General features: G+C 39.4%; 21 protein-coding genes. 9 read left to right on the forward strand and 12 right to left on the reverse strand.

What is annotated here, in order from left to right:
• Window positions 1-165: 165 nt before the first annotated feature.
• The 9 genes from ACUNWD_RS15085 to rsgA all read left to right on the forward strand — a co-directional run bounded on the left by ACUNWD_RS15085 (window position 166) and on the right by rsgA (window position 10,975).
• Complete coding sequence (locus tag ACUNWD_RS15085; protein ID WP_445588663.1) at window positions 166-1,863, forward strand: NADPH-dependent assimilatory sulfite reductase hemoprotein subunit; 1,698 nt, start codon at window positions 166-168, stop codon at window positions 1,861-1,863.
• Between the two features lie 4 nt (window positions 1,864-1,867).
• Complete coding sequence (locus ACUNWD_RS15090; protein WP_445588664.1) at window positions 1,868-2,611, forward strand: uroporphyrinogen-III synthase; 744 nt, start codon at window positions 1,868-1,870, stop codon at window positions 2,609-2,611.
• 85 nt (window positions 2,612-2,696) lie between these two features.
• Window positions 2,697-3,521 carry an NAD(P)H-binding protein gene (locus tag ACUNWD_RS15095; RefSeq protein WP_445588665.1) on the forward strand — a complete coding sequence of 275 codons (825 nt, stop codon included), beginning with the start codon at window positions 2,697-2,699 and terminating at the stop codon, window positions 3,519-3,521.
• Between the two features lie 72 nt (window positions 3,522-3,593).
• Window positions 3,594-4,424 carry a uroporphyrinogen-III C-methyltransferase gene (gene cobA, locus ACUNWD_RS15100; RefSeq protein WP_445588666.1) on the forward strand — a complete coding sequence of 277 codons (831 nt, stop codon included), beginning with the start codon at window positions 3,594-3,596 and terminating at the stop codon, window positions 4,422-4,424.
• Between the two features lie 148 nt (window positions 4,425-4,572).
• Window positions 4,573-5,097: a CHRD domain-containing protein gene (locus ACUNWD_RS15105; RefSeq protein ID WP_445588667.1), complete on the forward strand. Its 525-nt coding sequence runs from the start codon at window positions 4,573-4,575 to the stop codon at window positions 5,095-5,097.
• Window positions 5,098-5,264: 167 nt separating this feature from the next.
• A complete protein-coding gene (locus tag ACUNWD_RS15110) occupies window positions 5,265-8,036 on the forward strand; it encodes a phosphoenolpyruvate carboxylase (RefSeq protein ID WP_445588668.1) in 2,772 nt (923 codons plus the stop codon).
• Window positions 8,037-8,050: 14 nt separating this feature from the next.
• A complete protein-coding gene (locus ACUNWD_RS15115; protein WP_445588669.1) occupies window positions 8,051-8,743 on the forward strand; it encodes a hypothetical protein in 693 nt (230 codons plus the stop codon).
• Between the two features lie 341 nt (window positions 8,744-9,084).
• Entirely contained in the window at window positions 9,085-9,858 is a 774-nt protein-coding gene (locus ACUNWD_RS15120) for a class I SAM-dependent methyltransferase (protein WP_445588670.1), read from the forward strand.
• A 61-nt stretch (window positions 9,859-9,919) separates the two neighbouring features.
• On the forward strand, window positions 9,920-10,975 hold the full coding sequence (gene rsgA / locus ACUNWD_RS15125) for a ribosome small subunit-dependent GTPase A (protein ID WP_445588671.1): 1,056 nt from the start codon (window positions 9,920-9,922) through the stop codon (window positions 10,973-10,975).
• Between the two features lie 178 nt (window positions 10,976-11,153).
• On the opposite strand, the gene ACUNWD_RS15130 is transcribed toward rsgA, so the two are convergent.
• The 12 genes from ACUNWD_RS15130 to ACUNWD_RS15185 form a co-directional block, all read right to left on the reverse strand.
• Window positions 11,154-12,095 (reverse strand): hypothetical protein, encoded by a 942-nt coding sequence (locus tag ACUNWD_RS15130; RefSeq protein ID WP_445588672.1) that lies wholly within the window; start codon window positions 12,093-12,095, stop codon window positions 11,154-11,156.
• Between the two features lies 1 nt (window position 12,096).
• Window positions 12,097-13,791, reverse strand: a complete 1,695-nt coding sequence (locus ACUNWD_RS15135) for an AAA family ATPase (protein WP_445588673.1) — start codon at window positions 13,789-13,791, stop codon at window positions 12,097-12,099.
• Window positions 13,792-14,464: 673 nt separating this feature from the next.
• On the reverse strand, window positions 14,465-16,027 hold the full coding sequence (locus tag ACUNWD_RS15140) for a M81 family metallopeptidase (protein WP_445588674.1): 1,563 nt from the start codon (window positions 16,025-16,027) through the stop codon (window positions 14,465-14,467).
• 23 nt (window positions 16,028-16,050) lie between these two features.
• Window positions 16,051-17,079 carry a uroporphyrinogen decarboxylase gene (gene hemE / locus ACUNWD_RS15145; protein WP_445588675.1) on the reverse strand — a complete coding sequence of 343 codons (1,029 nt, stop codon included), beginning with the start codon at window positions 17,077-17,079 and terminating at the stop codon, window positions 16,051-16,053.
• Between the two features lie 102 nt (window positions 17,080-17,181).
• Entirely contained in the window at window positions 17,182-18,471 is a 1,290-nt protein-coding gene (gene hemL / locus ACUNWD_RS15150; protein ID WP_445588676.1) for a glutamate-1-semialdehyde 2,1-aminomutase, read from the reverse strand.
• A 68-nt stretch (window positions 18,472-18,539) separates the two neighbouring features.
• Window positions 18,540-19,532 carry a porphobilinogen synthase gene (gene hemB, locus ACUNWD_RS15155; protein ID WP_445588677.1) on the reverse strand — a complete coding sequence of 331 codons (993 nt, stop codon included), beginning with the start codon at window positions 19,530-19,532 and terminating at the stop codon, window positions 18,540-18,542.
• Between the two features lie 9 nt (window positions 19,533-19,541).
• On the reverse strand, window positions 19,542-20,288 hold the full coding sequence (locus tag ACUNWD_RS15160; RefSeq protein WP_445588678.1) for a uroporphyrinogen-III synthase: 747 nt from the start codon (window positions 20,286-20,288) through the stop codon (window positions 19,542-19,544).
• A 5-nt stretch (window positions 20,289-20,293) separates the two neighbouring features.
• Complete coding sequence (gene hemC, locus ACUNWD_RS15165; RefSeq protein WP_445588679.1) at window positions 20,294-21,223, reverse strand: hydroxymethylbilane synthase; 930 nt, start codon at window positions 21,221-21,223, stop codon at window positions 20,294-20,296.
• The gene (hemA, locus tag ACUNWD_RS15170; protein ID WP_445588680.1) at window positions 21,216-22,466 is read right to left on the reverse strand and encodes a glutamyl-tRNA reductase; all 1,251 of its coding nucleotides are present in this window, start codon (window positions 22,464-22,466) and stop codon (window positions 21,216-21,218) included. The genes hemC and hemA overlap by 8 nt, the downstream gene beginning before the upstream one ends.
• 45 nt (window positions 22,467-22,511) lie before the next feature.
• Window positions 22,512-22,877, reverse strand: a complete 366-nt coding sequence (locus ACUNWD_RS15175) for a hypothetical protein (protein WP_445588681.1) — start codon at window positions 22,875-22,877, stop codon at window positions 22,512-22,514.
• A 214-nt stretch (window positions 22,878-23,091) separates the two neighbouring features.
• Window positions 23,092-24,297: an outer membrane protein assembly factor BamB family protein gene (locus ACUNWD_RS15180; protein ID WP_445588682.1), complete on the reverse strand. Its 1,206-nt coding sequence runs from the start codon at window positions 24,295-24,297 to the stop codon at window positions 23,092-23,094.
• A 107-nt stretch (window positions 24,298-24,404) separates the two neighbouring features.
• Window positions 24,405-25,901, reverse strand: a complete 1,497-nt coding sequence (locus ACUNWD_RS15185) for an IMP dehydrogenase (protein ID WP_445588683.1) — start codon at window positions 25,899-25,901, stop codon at window positions 24,405-24,407.
• Between the last annotated feature and the right edge of the window lie 32 nt (window positions 25,902-25,933).

Here is a 25,933-nt window from a genome sequence, read left to right on the forward strand (position 1 = left end):
AAAACAATAGCCAGGGGCAAAGCACCTGAGATAGAAATTAGAAGGGACAAGGTGCACTAGGATTGGTTTTGAAAATCGTTAATCAATTCCTGCACCGCAAAGAAATTAGTATTGAAAAGAGTTTAAAAATCGAGAATTAAGTATCCAAAATCAAACATCAAAAGAATGAGCGAATCAATAGATTGGAGTGTACTCTCAGAAGTCGAAAAAATAAAATATGACAGTAATTATTTACGTGGTACGTTGGAAGAAAGTCTGGCCGATCCGGTAACGGGAGCAATTGCTGATGCTGATACTCAACTGTCTAAATTTCATGGTATTTATCAGCAGTTTGACCGCGATGTTGAAAAAGAGCGTAAGCGTCAGAAGTTGGAACCTGCCTTTTCTTTTTTAATTCGGGTTCGCCTTCCCGGGGGCGTTGCAAGTTCACAGCAATGGTTGCAAATGGATAAGTTGGCTGATGAACATGCCAATGGAACCTTAAAATTAACGACTCGTCAGGCCTTTCAGCTGCATGGTGTAATTAAGAGCAAGCTGAAACCAACCATTCAGGGAATAAACGATGCATTGATGGATACCATTGCCGCATGTGGTGATGTCAACAGGAATGTGATGTCACATGCAAATCCAGCAGAGTCGGAATTGCATGCAGAGGTTTATCAATTAGCCAAAGATATTTCGGCACATTTAACTCCGCAAACAACTGCTTATCACGAAATTTGGCTGGAGAAGAAATTATTGGCGGATTCGAAAAAGGATGTAGAACCCATCTATGGCGATCGCTATTTGCCACGTAAGTTTAAAATGTCTGTGGTTATTCCTCCGTATAATGATACCGATGTATTTTCACAGGATTTGGGTTTCATTGCTATTGAGGAAAAGGGGAAACTAATTGGTTACAACATATCTGTGGGCGGTGGGTTCGGATCCACTTTTGGTATTCCGGAAACGTATCCACGGCTGGGTGATGTTATTGGTTTTTGTAAACCTGATCAGGCAGTTGAGGTGGCTGAGAAAGTGGTTTTGGTGCAGAAGGACAATGGCGACCGTGCTAACCGCAAGCATGCCAGGTTGAAATATACCATCGATGACAATGGTCTGGATTGGTTTAAAGCTGAATTAAACAGGTACCTGGGATATGAACTGGAGCCTGCGAAACCATATCAGTTTACACGAAATGGTGATCGGTTTGGGTGGAAAAAAGGAACTGATGGAAAATGGAGTCTGAACCTGTTTGTTGAGGGTGGTCGTGTTAAAGACACCGAGCAGCTGCAGCTTAAAACTGCTTTGCGGGAAGTGGCTGAACAAGTTCCGGATGCACAATTTATCCTGACAGGTAATCAAAACCTGATTATTGCCAATACTGCAGAGAAAAGCAAGGTGGCAGCTATCCTTAAAAAATATACGGTTTGGCCGATACAATTATCAGGCTTGCGACAAAATTCAATTGCCTGTGTGGCATTGAATACCTGTGGTTTGGCTTTTGCCGAAGCTGAGCGATACCTTCCTGAACTGATAACGAAACTGGAGGATATTTTAGACGAATACAACTTACGAAAAGAAGAAATAGTAATACGCATGACAGGTTGTCCCAACGGCTGTGGCCGTCCATACCTGGCCGAGATCGCTTTTATTGGCAAATCATTGGGGCACTATAATCTTTACCTGGGAGGGAATTTCAACGGTACCCGTTTGAATTCCCTTTACCGGGAAACGCTTTCTGAAGAACAAATTTTGGATGAACTTCGTCCGATCATTGCTGACTTTGCTGAAAATCGTTTGGAAAAGGAAAGCTTTGGTGATTTTGTGATCAGGAAAGGATACGTCAAAGAGATTAAAGAGGGAAAAGATTTTAAACATTAGAAAGATGGAATTACCAGCAGTTTTTATAGGAGGTAGGATTAGTTCGCTGACCAGAAAATGGCTCGAAAGCGAACAGATAAGATTTACAGAGCATCCGTTAATTCGGATTTCCTATCGGAAGCCGGATCTGGATTTTTTTGAATCAATTAGAAATGAATCCAAAAAATGGGTGGTGACAAGTTCATATGCCGCCCATTGGTTAGTACGTTTTTGTAAGCAAGTGGGAGCAAACAACAACGATGTGGTTTATTGCCTGTCCGAAAAGCAGGAGCAGATTTTATCTAAATGTGGAAGAAGGGTTCAGCGTCCTGAGTCTCCTAAGGCTCGGCCTTTGGCGGAATTAATTATTCAGCAGAATGACGATAGTAAGGTGGTTTACCTGAGTGGTAATAAGTCGTTGAATGAGTTGCCTGAGTTGCTAAATGCTAACTCAATAGACTGGTTGTCTGTAGAAGTGTATCAGAATACTAAGGCCGAGATTCTTTTGAATGAGGTTTTTGATGGTTATTTATTTTTTAGTCCTGCAGACATAAAAAGGTATAAGGCTTCGGGAAATTTTCCGTCACCAAATGCTCCGGTCCTGGCGAATGGCAATCATACAGCACAGGCTGCGTGGGCAGAGTTTCCAAATTTAGTATTGGAGTCAAAAGAGGAGGAAGAATTGTCTTTCATCAAATATGCAATTAGACGGATCACTGAAAAGTTGAATGAGCCGGAATTGGATTATCGTAAAATTCATGATTTTTAATTGAGTCAAAAAGAATCGACTAAACTTAGGTGTTTTATGTGTTGTTTAAGTTGGCAGGGACTTTAATTAGTAGCTTAGAGAAAATATGAAGAAGATATCAATATTAGGATGTGGTTGGCTTGGTTTCCCATTGGCAGAACAGTTGTTGGAGAGCGGATTTGAGGTGAAAGGTTCGGTGACGACCCGTTCCAAATTGAAAAAGATGAAAGCTGCAGGAATTGAACCGTATCGTTTGGTTATTGAGCCAGGGAGGGTGCTGTTAAGTGACGAGTCATTTTTTGATACAGACTTGGTTATTGTTTCTATTCCTCCTCGTCGGGTTGATTTTATAGAAACCATTTTTCCGGCACAAATAAAGCAATTGGTATCGTTTTTGGAAAAGCATCAAGTTCCCCGGGTATTATTTATTTCGTCCACTTCAGTTTATAATGAGTTGGATGGATTTGTTACAGAGGATGATGTTTTACTTCCAGAGAAAGCATCTGGAAAAGCGCTTGTTTTATCCGAGTACCTGTTGAGTCAGAATAAAAATTTTCAAACTACCATACTTCGGTTTGGAGGCCTGATTGGTGCAGACCGCAATCCAGCTCGCTTTTTAAGCAGAAAGAAAACAGCTTTGTCTGGTGATAAACCTGTAAATCTTATTCATTTGGATGATTGTTTGCAGATTATTCAGAAAATTATTGATGATGAAGTCTGGGGGGAAGTGTTCAATGCGTGTTGTCCGGTTCATCCTACGCGACAGGAGTTTTATGAAAAGGCTTCCTTGATTTCGGGAATTGCTGCTCCTCTCTTTACGGAAGAAAAATCGCCTTTCAAAATTGTGGATAGCAGTAAACTGATTCACAAACTCAATTACAAATTCAAATTTAGGAGCCCGATGGACTATTTGGGAGTGGCAAGTAGTTAGCTATTAGCGGTTAGCTTTGAGCTAATAGTCGTGAGTAGATTTCTGTGATTAGTCTCAGCAATCAGTTTGTACATGATTAATCAAGTACCCAGTATCAAATATCCTTTATCCAGTTTTATGAATATATCAGCAAAAAATAGCATAAACTCAAAATTGAAAATGCGCATACCGCATCTGATTTCTATTGTTGGGGCTGGACCCGGTGATCCGGATTTGTTGACGGTGAAAGCCCTTCGTTGTATTCAGCAGGCTGATGTTATTTTGTATGATGCTTTGCATGGAGAGGAAATTTTGGAACTGGCCGGTGAACATACAGAAAAAATTTATGCGGGGAAACATTATCAGGATGGGCAGCATCAAACCGAGCGACAGGATAACATTCATACACAGCTTAAAAAGTTTGCTAATGAGGGCAAGCAGGTGGTTCGCCTGAAAGCTGGTGATCCGTTTATTTTTGGACGCGGTGCTGAGGAATTGGCTTTTTGTATGGAAGAAGGTTTAAATGTGGAGGTTATACCTGGAATTACTTCGGGGTTGGCAGCAGCAACCTGCTTTCATATTCCGGTTACCTTACGCAGTGTTAACAGCATGGCCCTATTTTACACCGGACACAAACGAAATGGTGGTTTTGAGGATATTGAAGTCGTTGCATCAGTTTTAAAAACGAAGGCTCCGGTGATGGTGTATATGGGTTTAAAGAACCTGGTTTTCCTTTCAAAAGAATTAATTGGTCGAGATGTGCCCGCGGACATTCCAATTCAAATTGTCAGTCGGGTAGGGCATCCCGATCAGCAATTATTTACCACCTCATTAATAGAAATAGAACGTTTTCTTCAAACGGTTGACCCACCGATGCCGTCCGTCATTATTATGGGAACTCACACCCATGTGATTCAGGCTTGATCCGGATTGGGAGGTACAAGAAAATCATTTCCTATTTGAATTTATTGGTTGATAAACAAGATGTTGTATAATATAAGACAAAAATGTCTTAAATATGAAACATTTCTGTGGATAGAATGTATTATCCATATATCAACATTAATAAACTATGAAGAAAATCTATTTAATTATGATCGTAATGAGCCTGATTGGTTTTTCCGCGTGTGATCGGGAAGAATTTCAGGTAGATGTTCAGGACGAAGTTAGCCTGAAAAGTGCAAAAATGCCCGTCATGACCTTTAAGGCACATCTTACATCTGACCAGGAAGTTCCACCTGTTGAATCGATGGCGACCGGTCAAGCCATATTTATGCTGAGCAAAGACGGTATGACTTTACATTACAAGTTAATTGTTGCAAATATTGAAGGCGTTACGGCTTCACATATACACGTGGGTCCTGCTGGCAGCAGCGGAGGGCCGGTTGCATGGCTCTATATGCCTCAACAAGTTGGTGGAAGTATGAATGGTATCCTGGCAATGGGTGAAATAATGGCCGATGATTTAATCGGTTCACTGGCAGGACAAGACTTATCTGCTTTGGTTGACGCCATGAAGGCTGGAAACACGTATGTGAATGTTCACACTACGATGTACGGTGGCGGAGAGATTCGCGGACAAATTAGTGCAAACTAACCGATTGAATACAACTTTTCTGTTATGGGCTTTTCATGTTGGGTGAAAGGCTCTTTCTTTTTCTATGATTGACATTTATTAATTTATTCTCCTATTTATCGAACAGGATGGACGTTGATCTGTTTATTGTTGTTGGCTGAATTTACAGCAAAAAACAATTTGTGAACATGAATTCTGTTTTTACGCAAGTAAAAAATGCATTGGGAAAACCCTACGATGATTTGAATTATCTTTTGGATGGCTTTGCTGAAGTTTTATCCGAAAGTGGCAAGCATGAGCTGGTAACCTACATTCCATGGATTAATTCGCATCGAACTCCTCCTGAATCAATTCTTTTAAGTAACGACTATATTCACATGCAATCCATGTGTTTTCAGTTGCTGAACCTGGTTGAAGTGAATGGTGCTGTTCAAAGCAGGCGGGCAAAGGAAGAGATGGATATGAGCCAGGTCAACGGACTTTGGGCAACGAATTTTAAGATGCTCAAGGAGAAAGGCTTTTCTGAAAAGCAAATTTTGGAAGTGCTTCCTGAAGTGATGATTGAGCCTGTATTAACAGCGCATCCAACAGAAGCCAAACGTTCAGTCGTGCTGCAGGAGTATCGTAGTCTGTACCTTTTATTGGTGAAACGAGAGAATCAAATGTATACCCGCATCGAAAAGGGTGAAATTCGAAATGAGATCAAGCAAATATTACATCGATTGTGGAATATAGGTGAAATCTACATTGAAAAACCACGGATTGAGTCTGAGTTGGATAATATTCTGCATTATTTTACCGATGTGTTGCCTGAGGTAATTATTTTATTGGATAAACGATTGAAACAGGCATGGAACGAATCGGGCTTCGATACTAAATTGTTGAATGATTCTGATTTCTACCCTGGTTTGTCATTTGGTAACTGGGTAGGAGGGGATCGTGATGGGCATCCATTGGTAAGTCCCGAAATTACCCGGATGACTTTGATGAAATTGCGGACGCATGCTTTCATGATTGTTAAAAAAGAGCTGTTGTCATTAGCTCAAAAGCTGAGTATTTATTTAGATATCCAACAGGTAACACCGAAGTTTCGCGATCGTATTCAACAGTTGGTTGATGAATCGGATCGTTCGGGTGAATCAATTCTTCAGGAGCAAAGCTCTGAGATTTTTAAAGCCTACGTTCTATTGCTTCTCAATAAGATACCAATAGAACATAGCCAGGAATATAATTTGCAGCTTGAAGATAGGGAAAACAGTTATCAGAATTCAGACCAGCTTATTAATGATTTAAACTTGCTTCACCAGGAATTGGAAAACTATGGAATTCCTGAAGTTGCTCAGGTTGCAGTTGGTCGTTGCAAACGTTTATTAAACGTGTTTGGGTTTCATTTGGCTCAGCTGGATATTCGTCAAAACAGCGAGTATCATGAGAAAGCCTTGCAGCAGCTGGTGAAATCTTCGATGGGCAAACAGTATAATTTGGATCTGACATCTTCACTAAAAAGCAAGCGTGAATTTCTGGATAAGGAATTGAAAATTAATCGTCCGTTTTTGGTCAATCATTCTGAAACTGGTAATGAAGCCAGAAATGTAGTTGAAAGTTTACAGGTGGTTAGTGACCACATTCATAAATATACCACTCGATCACTTGGAAAGCTGATCATTAGCATGACTCGCAATGCGGAAGATTTGCTAACAGTTTACCTGTTTATGCGGGAAGCTGGCATGACTTTGAAATACGAAGATCAACTGGCGGCAAAACTTCCGGTGGTTCCACTTTTTGAAACCATTGAAGACTTGCAGTCAAGTCCGAAAATACTCGATGATTACCTAAGTCACCCTGTTGTGATGAATAGTCTGAGATATCAACGCGTACGGGATCAGCAAAAAGAGCTGCTTCAGGATGTGATGATTGGTTATAGTGATAGCAATAAAGATGGTGGCATTTTAGCGAGTTCCTGGTTTTTGCATGAGGCGCAAAAACAACTCACAGATATAGGGAAGAAGCACGGAGTAAATATTCGCTTTTTTCATGGTACAGGAGGCAGTATCAGTCGTGGAGCGGGCCCTTCGCATTGGTTTATCAAAACCATACCGCATGGAGCAATCAATGGGAAATTGCGGGTCACAGAGCAAGGGGAAACCATCGAGCGAAAATATGCTCATAAGGTGAATGCTGCCTATAATCTGGAATTGATGTTGGCAAGTGTGACTGCGCAGACAGTCTTGCACAAATACCAGCCAGAGGAAAACGAAGAGGTTACCGGACTTTTTAACCAGTTGGGAATTCGGGGCAGGGAATATTACCGGGATTTAATTAATGATCCGGATTTTATTCACTTTTTTGCAGAGGCAACACCGATTGATGTGATTGAATCCAGTAAGATTGGATCACGTCCGGCCCGACGTACCGGAAAGCGAACAATGGAAGATTTGCGTGCTATTCCCTGGGTGTTTAGTTGGGCACAATCGCGTTTCAATATTACCAGCTGGTATGGCGTTGGATCAACATTGAAAGAAATGCAAATTCAGAATCATGCAGATTATGAGAAACTTTTAAAGCTGGTGAAATATGATCCGTTTGTTCGATATGTGATGACGAACCTCGATTCAAGTCTGGCTGCAACCGATGAAACTATTATGGAAAAATACGCTGCTCTGTTAGAAGATGAAACGATCAGGGAGCGAATCATGAATAAAATTAGAAAAGAATTAAGTTTAACCCGGGAGATGCTGGCAACATTGCTTCGCCGTCCAATTCAGGAAAGAAGAAAAAATCATCATTTTTCTACTATATTGCGAGCAGAAGCATTGGAAAATCTGCATGAAGCACAAATTCAGTTGTTAAAAAAATGGAGAATGAGCAGAAAGCAGCAATTGACTAATGAAGGTGAATACCTGTTTGCTTTGCTTCAGTGTGTGAATGCTATTGCAAACGCGCTCGGTTCAACCGGATAAAAAAACGATTATAAATGGAGACGATTTTAAAGAAAATAAAAACACATTTTCCAAAATCAGCACCTTATGATGAGGTGTTGGAGCATTATTACCAGCGAATGTTGAATGAGTATGGTCTTGAAAAAGAAAAGTCAATTGCAGCTGTGTCGCTTTGCCCGGACGAGTTGAATAATGTGGTGATTGAAAGGGTTCGCGATTATTTTGGTCATGTGTTTATGCTTGGTGGACTGGCCGGCTACCCATTTACCGGAGAGACCGGTTTCAATGCTTTTGGTGATCATATTCCGGATGATGGAACCGCTTTTATTTTCTTTGGTCCTCACATTGGTATTGGAGAAAATAAATTGGGTTATGTGCATCGTGTGGGACAAAAGCGTGAAACACTTTCCTGTGGTGCAGCATTCGGCGCATATCAAGCCTTGCTGGCGGGAAAAACCAAGCCTTTTGATGAATTGCCTCACGATTACCAGCAAGCGCGTATTCAGCAAATGGTGGCTCCAAAAATTGACCAAATGCCGAAAGAGGATTTTGAAATTGCCTTGTTGGATTTGTTGTTCGATGAAAGCCATGATTTTATCGTTCGTCATTCCAACCGCATTAAGGAACAATTTAAATCAGAGAAAATCATTTTAATGGGTGCTTTTGTACTCAACACCCCCTTAAGCATGCCTGACTATTTACAGGTGAAGTATTTTGAAAAGCTATAATTTCTATTTCCATAGTTATTTAAGCCTGTTCGCTTAATGACCAAAAATGTCTACCTTTGGTCTATCTAAAATTAATTGATGTTTAAGATTAAGAAGGATTTGGTAAAGTAAATAACCTATGGCCGGATGGTCAAGGTTATCCCCTCGTTAACTCAGGTATATTCTTACCGGAGTTATTTTCACGTATTTACATTTACAAACAATTGAAGCCTTGCAAAGGGTGTTCTGATGCGTTGGTTTCAATGGATCAAATTAAAAGTTGGGATGCTTTGGTGCAAATGCAAAGCTGTAAACAGCTGATTTAATATTTGATCCGCTTCAATATTATTAATAAAAACATCATGAGTAACGAAAATAAATCCATTCACGAGTTTGATTTCGATTTAATCTGCGAATATTTTTCAACGGTAGAACGCCAAGGTCCCGGAAGCCCGGAGGTAACTCTAAAGGCATTGAGTTTTATCGACAATTTGAATAGCGACTCACGTATAGCAGATATTGGCTGTGGAACAGGCGGTCAGACAATGGTCTTGGCAAAGCATGCACCTGGGCAGATTACAGGTATTGATTTGTTTCTGCTGTTTATCGACCTGTTTAATCTGGATGCAAAGCGATTCAACCTTCAAGATCGAGTGAAAGGAATTGTCGGATCGATGGATCAACTACCGTTTGGGAATGAAGAATTAGATTTGATTTGGTCGGAAGGGGCTATTTATAACATCGGATTTGAACGTGGGCTAAATGAGTGGCGGAAATTTTTGAAGACTGGCGGTTATATTGCTGTATCGGAGGTGTCATGGTTTACAGATGAACGGCCAGCCGAGATCGAAGCATTTTGGCAGGATGCCTATCAGGGGATTGACACCATCCCGAATAAAGTGATGCAAATGCAAAATGCCGGATATATTCCTGTAGCTACTTTTATATTGCCCGAAAATTGTTGGACAGAACATTTTTATGCACCGCAAGTAGTGGCGCAGGAAAACTTCCTGGAGAAGCATGCAGGCAATATACAAGCCGAAGAGTTTATTGCGAACCAACGCTATGAAACAAATCTGTACCATAAGTACAAAGAATTCTACGGTTATGTATTCTATATAGGAAAGAAGATTTAATAAAAAAGGAAGGATTGTGCTTTTGAAGCCAATCTTTCCGCTAAAATTTAGATTAAAGCAAATGAATATTTTAAAATCATATGGTTGGAACGAATCGTTGTTACAACAAAAACAAACATCTGTTTATCGCGATTTTTTGCCTGGGCGAGTGACTGTCTCTCATAAAACGTGCTACGAGGTCATTTCGGAAGAAGGGCTTTATACTTGTGAACTTACCGGAAATATGCTCTATGGAAGAGAACATGCTGACTATCCATGCACGGGAGATTGGGTGCTTTTTCAGCCAATGGATGCCGATAAAGGGATTATTCACTATTTGATCCCCCGACAAAAGACACTTTACCGCTTAAAGAGTGGGGCCGTGTCGGAAAAGCAGGCGATTGCCTCTCACGTTGACAAAGCATTTATTGTGCAAAGTTTGGATGCTAATTTCAATGTGCGTCGGATTGAACGCCATCTATTGCAGCTTGCCGATGAAAAAATACAGCCATTGCTGGTGCTTACAAAAACAGACCTGGGGTTTAATAAAGACGAAGTAGAAAATGCCTTGAAACACCTGACTGGTAAAATTCCGGTTTTCTATACCAGCATTCAATTACCGGATAGTATTGAACTGCTTCGCAAACAGATAGCACCCGGTGAAACAGTTGTGTTTACCGGCTCTTCGGGAGTAGGGAAGAGCACTTTAATTAATGTGTTGTGCCAAAAGGAAATTCTGGCAACAGCTGCTATTAGCAACTCAACCGGGAAGGGGAGACATACCACCACCCGTAGGGAAATGATTTTACTCGAAGGGGCAGGTATCCTGATTGACACTCCGGGAGTTAAAGTTTTTGGAGTTACCAATGATGATGCAGATTCACTGTCAGAAGTGTTAGATATTAGCAGCTTTGAAGGCCAATGCCGTTTTAAGGATTGTCAACATATCAATGAAAAAGGTTGTGCCGTGATTCAAGCGGTAGAAAGCGGAGAGATTGATCAAGGTGTGTATGAGAATTACCTAAAGCTTCGTAAGGAAGCCTGGCATTTTACCACTTCCGTTCATGAAAAGCGAAAGCACGAGAAATCATTTTCCAAAATGGTGAAAGAAGTAAAGAAAAGTCCGTATAAAAAGTAGTGAAAATAAAGCCCCGGATTGCCCGGGGCTTTATATTGTATACGTTGACGTATATGCAAAGTTGGCGATTGTGGGCTTCAAAGCTGTCAACCCGTTAAAAAATTGAAGCGGACTACAACCTTTGAAATTAAAGCTATTACGCCTATTTTGTATATACATCTTTGTTGGCAACTGGCTTTTATCTTGTACTTGCTGATTCTTTGAAAGTGGAATCAACTATTACTAACTCAGGAAGATTTTCGCCACGTCCTTTTCTGTAAATCAAGACTCTTTCCAATTGCGCAATCTTTTTATCATATAAATCATCATATTTAACTATTAGGTATATGCTTTTGTAGGAATTCTCTGCTCGATTATATATTTCTAATTGCGACCATAAGCCTTTCTCTAGTTTTTTATTATCCGCAATTTTCATTTCAACATTAATGTTAGCTTTGAATCCTTGTGATAGATTGAAATCTACTGGTCCATTCCCCGAATCTACTTCAGGACTTAGTTTCAAGTCATTAGCTGAACAATAGGAATAAGCTACTCCAAAGAATAATAATTGAGCTGTTTTTTCAGGAACTCTTTCCCCTGCCTTATTCACTAATAGTTTAAACATACCTTTATTCTCAATAAGGTCTTTGAACTCTTGACAAATATCTTTAACAACAGAAAAAACGTTTTCCTCTGTAATCTTTAGTTTACTGTTGGTTGTATTTAAAGGAAAATCTATTCCTCCATAATTCAGGTGAACAGCAGCTAAATTTTTATCTAAGACTTTAATTCCAGCTTTATTTATTATTTCTGAATAACTATTATAATGAGACCTGCAATCCGAAATTAACAACTTATCTAAGGAGTTTCTACAAATATTTAATTGCAATGGCTCATCATTTTTATCAATCTCGGTTTTTGCAATATTTAGTTCTCTTCTCATAGTTAAGAATCGATACCAGTCTAATAACTCTTTATCGTTTTTTACCGTTTTATTATATTCATCAATTATTACTTCATTTGTATCAACACAAATTCTTTTTGAATTATTAGGGAGAAAAACCCAAAGAACATCGTATAGTAAGTTTTTATTAATACTAGCCTGTTCTATAAATTTTGGACAAATTGTATAGTCAGCCATATTATTGATACTTTAAGAATTCGGTTGTATCGTCATAATCAGTTGAATAAAATTCTAATGGCCAATCAAATGCTCCTGATTCAGAAATTTCTATCCTTTCAATAGTTGAACTAGTAGATTTTTTTTGTCTTCCTCTCACAAAATAAATAGCAACCTCCTCATGACTAATCTTTCCTTCTGCAATTCTACGCCTTAATCTTTTCAGTATTGATTCACTATGTGTTTCTATAAGTAACACTTTGCCTTCTCTACTTTTTGTTGATTTTACGACATCAATAAAAAGGTCTGCTAATTCAGCTTGCATTCTCGGATGTAAGTGTATTTCGGGTTGTTCAATTATGGTCAAAGAATTGTCTTTAGATAAAAAGCCTTGTACTATTATTGGAAGTACTTGAGAAATGCCAAATCCAACATCTGTAATATCTAAATTTAGGCCATTTTGATTAACTTTTAACCTGTGAATTACTTCTTTTACATCTTCGATACTAATTGTCAATCCAAATTCCTTAAACCACTTATTAACTTGGAGAATAACATCTTTTTCCTTTTTAAGAACTTCAGTTAAATTATCTCCATCAATGGAGTCTAAGGAACTTGAAACATTAGATTCATCTAGGAAATAATATCTTTTAGGAAATGCTCGTAAAGGACTGATATAATTAATTCTACTTGAGTCAAATGCTCGATTAAGCATTATGGAAAAAGTATTTAAAATCCTCAATAAGGTGGAACAAAATTGTTCATTCTCAATAAATGTACTTCGAAACCTTCTTATTTCAATATTTGCTTCTTCCTTACTTACTAAACTCAAAGAATCAAAAACAACTTTTTTCCCAAACTTAATACGGTATTTATTAAGCAATTTTGCTTCTAATACATCACTATTGATAATATGTTTATTGTGTCCCTTATTTTTCTGAATTTCATATTCTATCAATGTTTTATCCTCTGTTTGAACAGAAAACCGTGAAACAAAAAGGTTTTTATTTTTAGCTGAATAATTTATGTCATATTCAACTTGAACATTTCTTAAATTAAATGAAGTAATCGCTACGACTAATAAATACGAGTCATAATATTCATTGATTTCTGTTTCAAGTAAGTTTTTTAAGTCCTTTTGACTCGCTGATATTCTTTTGTTGAATAAATTGTTTGGAGCCAAATCCTCTTCCAAAAGAGGAGATTCTGAAAAATCAATTTTTGAAAGTTTTCTTTTTATTCTTTTAATTTCAGATATTACTTTTACGAAATCGTCAAAAGTTGCGTCTTCTAAATCAGAACGAGATATACTCTTTCTAAATTCCTTTACTGATTTTTCAGAAAACTGCTCAAAGCGTCTATATTTATAATACAAATCGAAAATTTCACTTTCTATGTTTCTTTTTAATCGTCTTATTTCATGCAGATGCATAAAATATCTTTTGGGGTCAAGACCAAATGAAAGTGTAATAGGGTTTTTAGTAATTCTATTTTTGAAAATATTCTCTATTTCACCTAAACTTGTGTATTTCCCGTTTAGCTTTAATGCAGATTCATATCCTTTTTCATTATTTAAAGTTTGCTCCATCATTAGTATTAATTGAAGAATACTACTTTTCCCAGAGCTGTTTGCGCCAAGTAATATCGTTATTGGTTTTAAATCCAATTCGCCATTATCATAGGCCTTATAATTTTTAAATCCTAGTTTATGTAACATTATATTATCATTTAATTTTTTTGTTGTCTGGCGTTTTTAAGCTTGTTGCCAACTAATTTATATATCAGCCATAGGTATTTAATATTTCCATTTTTAGTGTAGTATGTATACCTTTTGTAACTAATATTTTAATTGCATCGATTAGGGGCATCTGTAGATTTTGAAATTAAGTTCACAAGTTAGTAATTAAAACTTAATCATTTATTATGTAGTATAGTTTTATGTGAATGTGAAATCCGCTAAGTCGATAAACGGCTAAGCGGATAAAGAACAATCCGGTGATTAATTAAGTATAAATCTGTCAAACTATATCAGAAAACGTCACCATTCACTTAAAAACCTACTTCGTGAGCAGAGAAACATCGTCCCTTAAGGCGCAAATCGGTTTTACTTTCAGATCAACCTGTATTATTTACTCTCCGACTCATTTTATTTAGGCAAAAACGTGCTCCGCTCGCATTACGACGACGTTTTTATGAGAAAAAAACTGGTTTTAGTGCTCGTAAAACCGGTTTTCATCAGAATAAAATGGGTTTTTGAGTAAAATAAACGAGTTATTGTGCTCCCAAACCTGCAGTTAATGCAAGTCAAACCGGAAATCGTCTGGTACAACTTCGTTTTTGTTGGTTAAAAACGGGTTCTCCTTAGGGATAATTTTTAAATCAAGCTTATCTTAAATTTCATTCGACAGCGACACGAGTCGGGCACTTAGGTCTGGTGTTTCCATTTCTTTATCAAGCGGGAACATGGGGCGTTGGATACGTTTGTATGGTAGGCGTTCCAAATCCTGATCGACGCCTCCCGGGGTGAGTGCCATTATCCAGCCTTTGCGCATGTTGTAAAGTTCGGGAACCAGATAGCCAATTTTCACCATCACAATATCGGTTTGGTGTGGGTTTAATCCCAGGTCGGTAAAATCTTTCTCGTAGTGGTATGGCTTCCTTTTCTTGGTGACAATGATTAGAACGCTTCCCGATTTCACCACAACTTCGGTTTCGGCATCACGGTCGCCTTGTACTATGTTCTCAATGGTGCCACTTATTTTTACAGGAGGGGCGTAGCGGTTATCAACCCGTGCTCCGGCCTCTGCTTCTATTTTTCCACCTATGCCAATTTCAATGGCTTTGGCTACAAACTCAGGCCCGGGCAATGACGCATAAATAAGCGAAGGCCCATTAGCTTCCTTAAACTCGGGGCGCTCCAGAATTTTATGCAGCGTCCAGGTTACATCGCCAGCACCTCCGGCAGTGGGGTTGTCACCGGTATCACTAATAATAAAAGGATGTTCTTTACTAGCAATTGCCATATCCAAACAAGCTTGAAGAGATGCAACCGGAGCAACAAATTCAAATTCATTGCGAACGTCCCAAAAACTTTGTGCCAGTTCCTCTGCCGACTGGGTAACTTTTTCCTTGTCATCACCCACAACCATTACCACTGCCTGGTTGCGAGGTTCGTCTGCCCACGCATAGCCAACCCAAATGGCGGCATCAACAATCCCTTCCTGATCAGCAATAGGAGCTACTTTGGCATATAAACTTTTTCCCGGCTCAATACGGGTGCTGGTTTTTTCGCCAGGCAATAAAATCGGAACCGGAATCCATGCTTTGTAGGTAGGTTTGCCCTTGCCGCTTTCCAATCGTTCGAGCAGGTTGTCCACCGCCCGTTTTTTGGAAATCATATAATCTTCGTGTGGCGCCATTCGGTAGCAGGTCATTAGGTCGGTATTCTCAGCCAATCTCCGAGATACATTTCCGTGTAAATCCATACAGGTGGAGATGAGGATTTCCTTGCCCACAACTTCCCGAATACGGATTATCAAATCTCCTTCCGGATCGTCTAGTCCAACCACACTCATTGCTCCATGAATGTCAAAAAACAAACCATCGTAAGGAAGATTTTCCCTCAGCATGCTTAGGGTTTTGCTGACCATTGATTCGTATGCCTCACGCGTCACAATACCGCCGGGAATGGCTTTCCCTTTGAATGTAGGAAACCAGTTTGCTCGTTTGCGGTTGATGGAGTCTGTAGCAAAAAACGGGTAATACGAAAAGATGTCGTTACCAGTTTGGCCATGAAACGCTTCTTCATTCGTTTGTGCCGGAGAAAAAGTGCTTGACTCAATGGCTATTCCTGCAATGGCAATTCGTGGTAATTCTGTATTCTTTTTACCGGTTTGATTACAGGCAAAACAGACGATTAGTAGTGACAGGCTTAGGATAAATGGCTTCATCATAGGTTTCATTAAGTATTGGTGGTTTATTCAGACCAGTTCGTGCTTTTGATCCAGTCCACTACAAATTTAGCATTTTCATATGGAATGTCGGGTAGGAATCCGTGTCCCAGGTTGAAAATCCACTTGCTGTTTTTATGAAAGAAAGGTTTGTACTTTTCCAGCTCAAGTGCAATTTCCTCTTTGGAGGCATACAGGTGACGTGGGTCGAGGTTGCCCTGCAAACCAACTTCCGGATGCACAATTTCGCGAGCGTCTTCAATCGGCATTTGCCAATCAATGCTTACAAAATCGGCAATCTCCGGAGTTACATATTTTAATCCGGTGCCAATTCCTTTGGGGAAGAAAATAAAGGGTGTTCCCGTTTCCCGAACTGCCTGGCTGATTTTTTTAACGACAGGCATAAACAGTTCATTATACAATTCAACAGGAATAAGATTGGCATGTGTTTCGAACAGTTGGAATGCACTAATCCCGTGCTTGATTTGCTCTAATGCATAGATTACTGATAAGTCTGCAATCGCATCAATAATACGCTTTGCTTCTTTTTTATGTTGAAACAAAAATTTGATTGCATCGGGAAAATTAGGATTAGAGCTGATTCCCTGCAGCATGTAACACATGGTGGTTAACGGGGCGCCGCAAAAGCCAATCAATGGGATATTGGCAGGCCGTTGTTTGATAATTTCGTCAATAGCAGCGTAGATGTATTCCAGTTTCGATGGATCCGGATTCAGATGATCTGCAGGATTGCTTAAGCCTTTCAGAGGTTTGTTGAATACCGGCCCATGATCGGTGAAATCCAGCTCCATACCCATTGCATTGGGGATCACCAGAATGTCGGAAAACAGGATGGCAGCATCCACACCCAAATCGTGAATCGGCATGATGGTTACTTCTGCAGCCAATTTGGCATCGTCCATCAACTCGCGAAAAGTGTATTTTTCTTTCAGCTTATTGTAATTGGGCAATACGCGTCCGGCCTGCCGCATAAACCAAACTGGTGGTCGCTCTGTCTTTTTTCCTTGAAGAGTATCTAAGAATATGGAGTCCATTAGTATAAATGTTCAATTAATAATTTTCAATTCTCAATTATATGGATTCAATGATCAGTAAATTTAATTCATTGATCATTGAACATTAATCATTTCATCCGGCTAAAGGCTTGCCAGCGCTTCTTCGTTTGCTGCAATGATGGTTTCAATATCTTCATCAGTATGTGCATCCGAAACAAACAGACATTCAAACTGGGACGGTGCTAAATAGATACCACTTTCCAATGATTTCTTGAAATAGTTTGCATAGCGTCCGGTGTCCGAGCTCATTGCATCCTCAAAGCTTTTAATCACTTCATTTTCGGTGAAGAACAAAGTCATCATGGAGCCAATCCGATTGATCACCCCGGGAATTCCGGTTTTATCAAGATTACTTTTCAGTCCGGCTTCCAACATGGCAGCTTTACGTTCCAGTTCTGCATAAATAGCAGGATTATCTTTTAAGGTACTCAGCATTACTTTTCCGGCAGCCATCGCCAAAGGATTACCGGAAAGCGTTCCTGCCTGGTAAACAGGACCGTTTGGAGCCAGCTTATCCATGATTTCTTTGCGACCACCATAAGCGCCGACAGGTAAACCACCACCAATGATTTTTCCAAGCGTAGTTAGGTCCGGTTTAACTCCAAACACTTGCTGGGCGCCTCCAGCCGATAAACGGAATCCGGTAATTACTTCATCAAAAATGAGCAGTGCACCGTATTGTTGAGTAATTTTTTTCAATCCTTTCAAAAAGCCTTCCTCAGGCAATACCACACCCATATTTCCCGCAACAGGTTCTAAAATGATCGCAGCAATATCTTCACCATGCTCTTTGAAAAGTGCTTCAACAGATTCAAGGTTGTTGTAGTCAGCTGTTAAGGTATCTTTTGCAGTCGCTTTTGTTACACCGGGACTGTCAGGTAAACTTAGGGTGATGGCACCAGAACCAGCTTTAATCAAGAAGCTGTCAGCATGGCCATGATAGCAGCCAGCGAATTTAACCACCAAATCACGTCCGGTATAGCCACGTGCTAAACGTAACGCACTCATGGTAGCTTCAGTTCCGGAATTCACCATTCTTACTTTATCTACAGAGGGAACCATGCTGGTTATTAACTCGGCCATCTCATTTTCGATGAGGGTAGGAGCCCCATAACTTGTTCCCAGACAGGCAGCTTCTTGCACCGCTTTAACGATTTCATCATTGGCATGTCCTAAAATCAGCGGTCCCCATGACGACACAAAGTCGAGGTATTCATTTCCATCAATATCCCAAACCTTGGCTCCCTTTGCTTTTGCAATAAAAACCGGATCGGCGTCAACGCTCTTAAAGGCACGAACAGGCGAATTTACGCCGCCTGGAATCAACTGTTTTGCTTTGTCAAATGCTTTTATGCTATTGTTGTATTTCATAGTTCAGATTTCAATTTCTAAATTCTTTAAAAACTTAAGTTCAGGCTTTGAGCTCCCAACCTCCAGCTTTATACTCTATTCCCTTTTTCCAGTTCACTCAAAACAAACTCTTTGGCGTGGTAGGTGATAATTATGTCGGCTCCTGCACGTTTCAATGAGGTCAGGATTTCTTTGATCAGTCGCTGTTCATCGATCCAGCCATTCGCTGCTGCTGCTTTGACCATGGAGAATTCGCCACTCACATTATAGGCAACCACCGGCACATTATAGGTAGATTTTACCCGGTTGATGATATCCATATAACTTAAGGCTGGCTTTACCATCACCATGTCGGCACCTTCCTCCAAATCGGCTTCCACTTCACGCAAAGCTTCATCTCCATTTGCAGGATCCATCTGGTAAGTACTGCGATCACCAAACTTTGGAGCACTTTCGGCTGCATCTCGAAATGGTCCGTAAAAACCAGAGGCATATTTTGCCGAATACGCCATAATTGGAGTGTTATAAAATCCATTTTCATCCAAAGCAGCACGAATCGCAGCAACACGCCCATCCATCATATCGCTGGGAGCAATAATGTCGGCACCGGCTTTTGCCAATGTGACGGATTGAGCAGCCAATGTTTTCAGGGTACTGTCGTTTTCAACATCTCCATCCACAATGGTTCCGCAATGTCCGTGCGAAGTATATTCGCAGTTGCAAACATCAGCGACTATCATCACTTCAGGAATTTCTGCTTTGATAGCACGAATAGCTTGTGGTACAATAGCATCATGCTGACAAGCAATTTCTCCTGTTTCATCTTTTTCTGAAGGAATACCAAAAAGCAGGATTTTATCCACTCCGGTGCGTTCAACTAAATCTTTTACTTCCTTCACCAGTAAATCGATGGAAAGTTGATAGTTGCCTGGCATGGATTTGATGGGATTGCTTATATTTTCACCTGAAATGACAAAATAAGGCATGATCAGATCGTCGCGGTTCACCTCGGTTTCGCGAACCATGTTGCGTATAGTGGCTGTTTTTCGTAGTCTTCTTAAGCGCGTGATTGGAAAACTCATATCGATGTTTTATTGGTTATTTTTTGTGTTGAAATATTCTATTATAGCCTCTGCTATTGATTCATAGCTTGGTGTTTCCGAAGTCAGGCAGGCCTCAAAACCATATCCCTTAATGGCTGAGTCTGTTATTTTTCCTATGCATACGAAACGTAGATTTTGAGGGCTTGAATTTAGCAATTGAATAGTTGATTGAACTGCTGATGGACTGGTGACCACAATTAAATCATATTGATCTTCTTTTATTCGGCTTAGTATTGTTTCATCCACCGTTTTCTTTAAAGAAGTTTGGTAGACATTGATCCGATCAGTGACAAATTTCTTGCTAAAAGCATTTTGAAGCGTATCTGGAGCCAGACTTCCAAGTACTAATAAGATTTTCTCATTTTGCTCAACTTGATGTTGAAATTCGATGGCAAAATCAGCTGCCGATTTCCCTGAGCCGATAAATGTTGGCTGTAGGTTATATTCTACTAGCTTTTCTGCCGTTTTCGCACCCAATGCAGCTAGCTTTTTATTCTCGACAGATACTTGTGTAACAAATGGTTTAATGGCATTTTTACTGGTGAAGACAAACCAATCGTATCCACTGGCATTTTCAAGTTGAAAGGAGAGGGGTGAAATTTCAATAGCAGGCATAGACAAAACCGTAGCTCCCTTGCTTGAAAGAATTTCTTTTAATTCATCATTCGTTCTTTCAGGATAGGTGGTGATAATCACTTTGTCTTTTAATATGTTACCTGCCTTTTTTGATTGCATGGATTTTAGATCGAACGGATTTCATCCAAAATTTCTTTGCCTCCATCTTCCAGGATGGACTGCGCCAATTCAATTGCTGCCTCTGAAGCTTCTTGCAAAGGAGCACTAATTTCTTTTTTTATTATCCGGCTGCCATCAATACTGGCTACCATTCCAGTCATTTTATATTGATCTTTATTTACTTGAGAAAAACAGGCTACAGGAACCTGACAACCGCCCTCTAAATGCCTTAACAAGGCCCTTTCAGCCATTGTGACAATTTGGGTTTCCTCGTCTGTAATTTTATCCAGTATTTCTTGAATGGTCTCATCATCTTGTCGAATCTCAATGGCAATTGCTCCCTGGCTAACTGCCGGCATGAGTATTTCTGGATCAAGTAATTCAGTGATCACTTCTGTATAGCCAAGTCTCATGATTCCTGCACCGGCCATTACCAACGCATCACAATGTCCATCGTTCATTTTTTTGATGCGGGTATCCACGTTTCCGCGGATGTCAACGATCGTTAATGACGGATTGTAAGCAAGTAACTGGGATTTTCGTCGCAGGCTGGAAGTGGCAATTTTGTCGTTCGCCGTGAATTCAGATAGTTTACGTCCATCTTTCGAAATAAAAACATCGCGAACTTCAGCTCGGGGCAGCATGCCTCCAATGATTAAACCTTCGGGTAGTTCGGTTGGCAAATCTTTTAAACTGTGTACTGCTAAGTCCACAGATTCATCCAATAAAACTTGTTCTATTTCTTTGGTGAAAAGACCTTTGTCTCCAATTTTTGAAAGGGAAACATCGAGAATTTTATCGCCTTTTGTTTTTATTATTTCAATTTTAACCTGAATGTGTGGGTGTGCCTTTTCCAGTTCGGCTTTAACCGTTTCGGATTGCCAAAGAGCCAGTCTGCTACCTCTGGTTCCGATAGTTACAATTTGTTTACTCATTTGCTGGAGAAAAAAGATCGTTGATTACTTTGATATACTCAGTTTTTCGGCCATTATCGCTGACGGTCTTCAAATTTTTAATCATTGAATTTACAATTTTTTCAGCGATATGCTTACCGTATTTTTCCATATTTTGATATTCTTCTTCGTTATGGAATTTTTTAAATACAGCAAGTTCTGTGTGATTGATCTCATTGACTTCTGAGATCATATTTTTGATTACCGGAGATAAATTTTGAGTGCTCAACCAATCGGAGAATTCAGTATGTTTTTTTAAGATAATCTTTTCAGCAGTTTCCAAATAGCTTTTCTTTTTCTCCATATTCTTGTTGACCACTTCTTCCAGATCATCTACATTGAATAAGCGGACCTGATCCAATTCTTCAACTTGGGGATCAATGTTTCTGGGAACACCGAGGTCAATAAAAATACTTTGTTTGTCAGAATTTTTGATGGTGAGATTATTTAGGGTGATGAGAGGCTCTTTGCAACGAATGGAACTCACGATAATATCTGCTTGTTCAATACCTTCCTGTAGCTTTGAAAAATCAAGTGTTTGTCCTCCATACCTTGCAGCCAGCTCATCAGCTTTTGATTTTGTGCGATTTGTGACAACAATGTTTTGGCAGCCTTTTTTGTACATGTTTTTAATAACCAACTCGCCAGTTTCACCAGCTCCAACTAAGAGTATGTTTTTGTCTGGAAGATGATCAAAAATGTCGTTGCATTTTTCAACGGCAGCATAACTCACCGAAAATCCACCATTACTGATTCCTGTTTTAGTTCGAACGTGTTTCCCTGTTTCCAGTGCTTTATGAAAGAGTCTTTTTAATATTTTACCGGCAGAACCAATTTCTTCAGCGTGATTAATTGCTTCTTTGATTTGAGAGACAATTTGATATTCTCCTAAAACCATTGAATCAAGTCCGGAAACAACCCGGAATAAATGATTAATCGCCTGCTTACTCTCCATCTGATAAAAATGGGCTTCAATATTTTCTTTTTCATATACAGAAGATTTCAAATATTGAAATAGAATATGAAAGGCACCGGAATAACAACAATCCTCCGCTGCAAAATACAACTCGGTGCGATTGCAAGTCGAGATGACAACCAGCTCGGTAATGTGCTGACTTTTCAATATTGTTTTAGATAAATCGGTATATTCTTCTTTGGTAAAGGAGAATTTCTCGCGAATATTTACAGGAGCCGATTTATGACTCAAGCCTACTACTCCAATCATGTCAATGGTAAAAAGTGAATAAATTAAATGATTTCTAACTTATGATTAAGAAATCAATGAAGGAGGGGACAAGCCTGAATAGGAGTTGTTAAATTGGAACCCATAATGATGCATTACATTGCAGAGCAACTTCATGGGCGGAGACTTGGTCTCCATAATTATAAAAGTATTTTGTCGAAGTGATTTAATGTTGTCCTGAGTTGGCTGGATTTCATTGGTCTCAAAAAAGTAGTAGCCATTCTCAGACGTTAAATCCTGTTGTGTGTTAAATCCTGGATCTTCAATTGTTTTTTCTTCCAGCACAGCCAATTTCTCATCCTGACCTTTGTGTGTACCAATAGTCAGGAAAAGCAGTACTCCCAAAAAGAGTAGGTATGGCATAAATGAACCGGCTAATCCTAGAAAAAACATAGTCTAATAATTTACCTAACAAATGTACGATTGTCTGCGAAAAATGAAAGAGATCAATATTGATATTAATCAACTCAAATCATGTTAGACAATTATTTTTTTGCATTATCCAATTAAATTGAATTCCAAGGTTTAAATTTTATAACGTTTACGATGAAAAGAACAACAAAGCAAAATGGCATAGGTTCTTCAAACCCTCAATTTTTTCAGGCTTTTATTCTTTTATTTTATATCGCCAAATTGAATCATTGAAGCGGATAAATAGGTCGCCTTGATAAATAACAGGATGAGCAAAAGCATATTTTGCTGGATATGCAGGGCATTCAAATTTGCTGAGTACCTCAAATCCATCGCCATTGGGCTTTGCCAGAGCGATTTCTCCCATTTCTGTGAAAATGTAAAACTTATCATCAGCCATAATGAATGAGCCTGGTTTCAATTCACGCGATGTAAATACAACTTCACCGGTTTTCCAGTTGAGAGCCGCCCAGTGTTTTTTGTTATCTGCCGTTCCGTAAATTAAATCTCCGATACGCATCATTCCACTCATTTTGCAGTCAAACTCTGAATTGTGGAAGATGGTATCCATTCCTGCATGGTCGTTTAGTTCATACAATGTAGTACCATATCCATATCCTGCGGAATAGAGTATCTTGCCGTCGATGTAAATAGGCTCCATCGAATGATTGTTTCGGGAATTTGTAATGTCGTGTTTGTATTTTATAGAACCATTTGCAGGATCGAAAATAACCAGGTAGTTGCTGAGGTTCACCATTGCGAGAGTCTGGTTGTTGTGTTTTATTAATTGGGGTGAGCAATAGGCATTAAAACCGCCTTCCATTGACATTTCCCAAACAACTGATCCATTCATTTTATCAAGAGCAACCATGGATACGTCCGGCCCTCCAGGAGTATAAATGACCAGATTTTTATAGACTAACGGAGATTCGGTGTATCCCCATTTAATTAAATCACCATCATACTTTTTAAAAAGGTTGATGTGCCAAATAATATTACCAGTTTTCGTGTCTAAACAAATTGCATCTCCTTCGCCACCTGAATAATAAAGCCGGTTTTGTTCAATGGTTGGTGTGGCACGTGAGCCGGGAAAACGAAAAGTGAACTCGTTACCATAAGACGTTTTCCAGATTAGTTTTCCATCATGAGAAAAATGATGAACATAGCCGGTGGAGTCATGCATTCCTCCAACAAATATTCCATCCTCTGTGATTGAAGGAGAGCCGTAACCTTCTCCAATTCCTGTGTAGGTGGTTTTTATTGATAACCCGCCTTCCGGCCACTTTTCCATCAAGTCTGTGTCAGGATATCGTCCATCCTGATTTGTTCCACGCCATCTTGATGATTGGGCCGATACTAGTTGTGTCAGAAATATGAGTAGTAGAAAGAAAAGAGTTTTCATTGGCTTAGCACGTTTGGTTATTTTTTTCAGGACCTAAATATACTAAGCTTTTTCAAACTTCATGTAGAATTTTTACTTACTACATGAAGTTTGAAATCAAAAACTGATTACATATTTGCATCTTTTAAGATAACGTCATGTGCTCCGCCTTCAACAATGCTAGTAGCCGAAACCAAGGTTATTTTAGCTTCATCTTTCAATTGCTGAATTGAAGTGGCACCACAGCTGCACATGGTTGATTTCATTTTACCAATGGTGATGTCCAGATTATCTTTTAATTTTCCGGCATATGGTACATAACTATCAACGCCTTCTTCAAATTTAAGATTCTCGCTTCCACCCATATCGTAACGTTGCCAGTTCCGTGCGCGATTTGATCCTTCTCCCCAGTATTCTTTCACATAACGATTGTTTACCATTAATTTACGAGTGGGACTTTCGTCAAAACGTGCAAAGTAGCGTCCCATCATTAAGAAATCAGCACCCATTGCAAGAGCAAGCACCATGTGATAATCCTGCACAATCCCACCATCAGAACAAATAGGGATGTAGGTTCCGGTTTTTTCATAATATTCATCACGGGCAGCGGCAACTTCAATAATTGAGGTTGCTTGTCCACGACCAATACCTTTTTGCTCTCGGGTAATACAAATTGAACCGCCACCAATTCCAACTTTTATAAAATCGGCGCCAGCTTCAGCCAGGTATAAAAATCCTGCTTTATCAACTACATTACCACCACCAACTTTTACTTCGCCATTGTATTCTTTTTTAATCCACTCAATGGTGTTGCGTTGCCATTCTGAGTAACCATCCGAAGAGTCAACACAAAGCAAATCAGCACCGGCATTTACCAATGCCGGAACTCTTTCCTCGTAATCACGGCTATTGATTCCCGCTCCAACCATTAATTTTTTATTGGAATCGGAGAATTCATTTGGATGTTCTTTATGACTCTCGTAGTCCTTGCGGAAAACAAAATATTGGAGGTTTTGATTTTTATCAATAATAGGCAAGCTGTTTAACTTGTTATCCCAAACAATGTCATTGGCCTCATTTAAGGTAATTCCTAACTCACCAGTAATTAGTTTGCTGAATGGGGTCATGAATTCACTGATTTTTTTATCTAGCGGATCACGGCTTGGTCGGTAGTCACGGCCGGTAACAATTCCCAATAATTTGCCATTTGGACTGCCATCTTCAGTAATTCCCAGTGTTGCATGCCCTGTTTTAGCTTTTAATTTAATGACATCAGTCAAAGTATGATCAGGAGTCAAATTAGAATCACTAACAACAAATCCGGCTTTAAATTTTTTAACCTTTCTAACCATTTTTGCTTGGGTTTCAATTGGCTGAGACCCAAAGATGAATGATAATCCACCGTTTCTCGCCAAAGCAATGGCCATGTTGTGGTCAGACACTGATTGCATGATTGCAGATACAAACGGAATATTCAATTCCATTGAAGGCTTTTCACCTTTCTTGAAACTTACTAATGGAGCTTTTAATGATACATTCTGTGGAAAACAGTTTTTGTCGGTAAGGCCAGGGATTAGTAGGTATTCGCTAAATGTTCTTGAAACTTCGTTTGAGAATTTTGCCATGATATGCCAGCTTTAAATTAAAAAATTGCGCA

This window comes from Sunxiuqinia sp. A32, assembly GCF_052690465.1.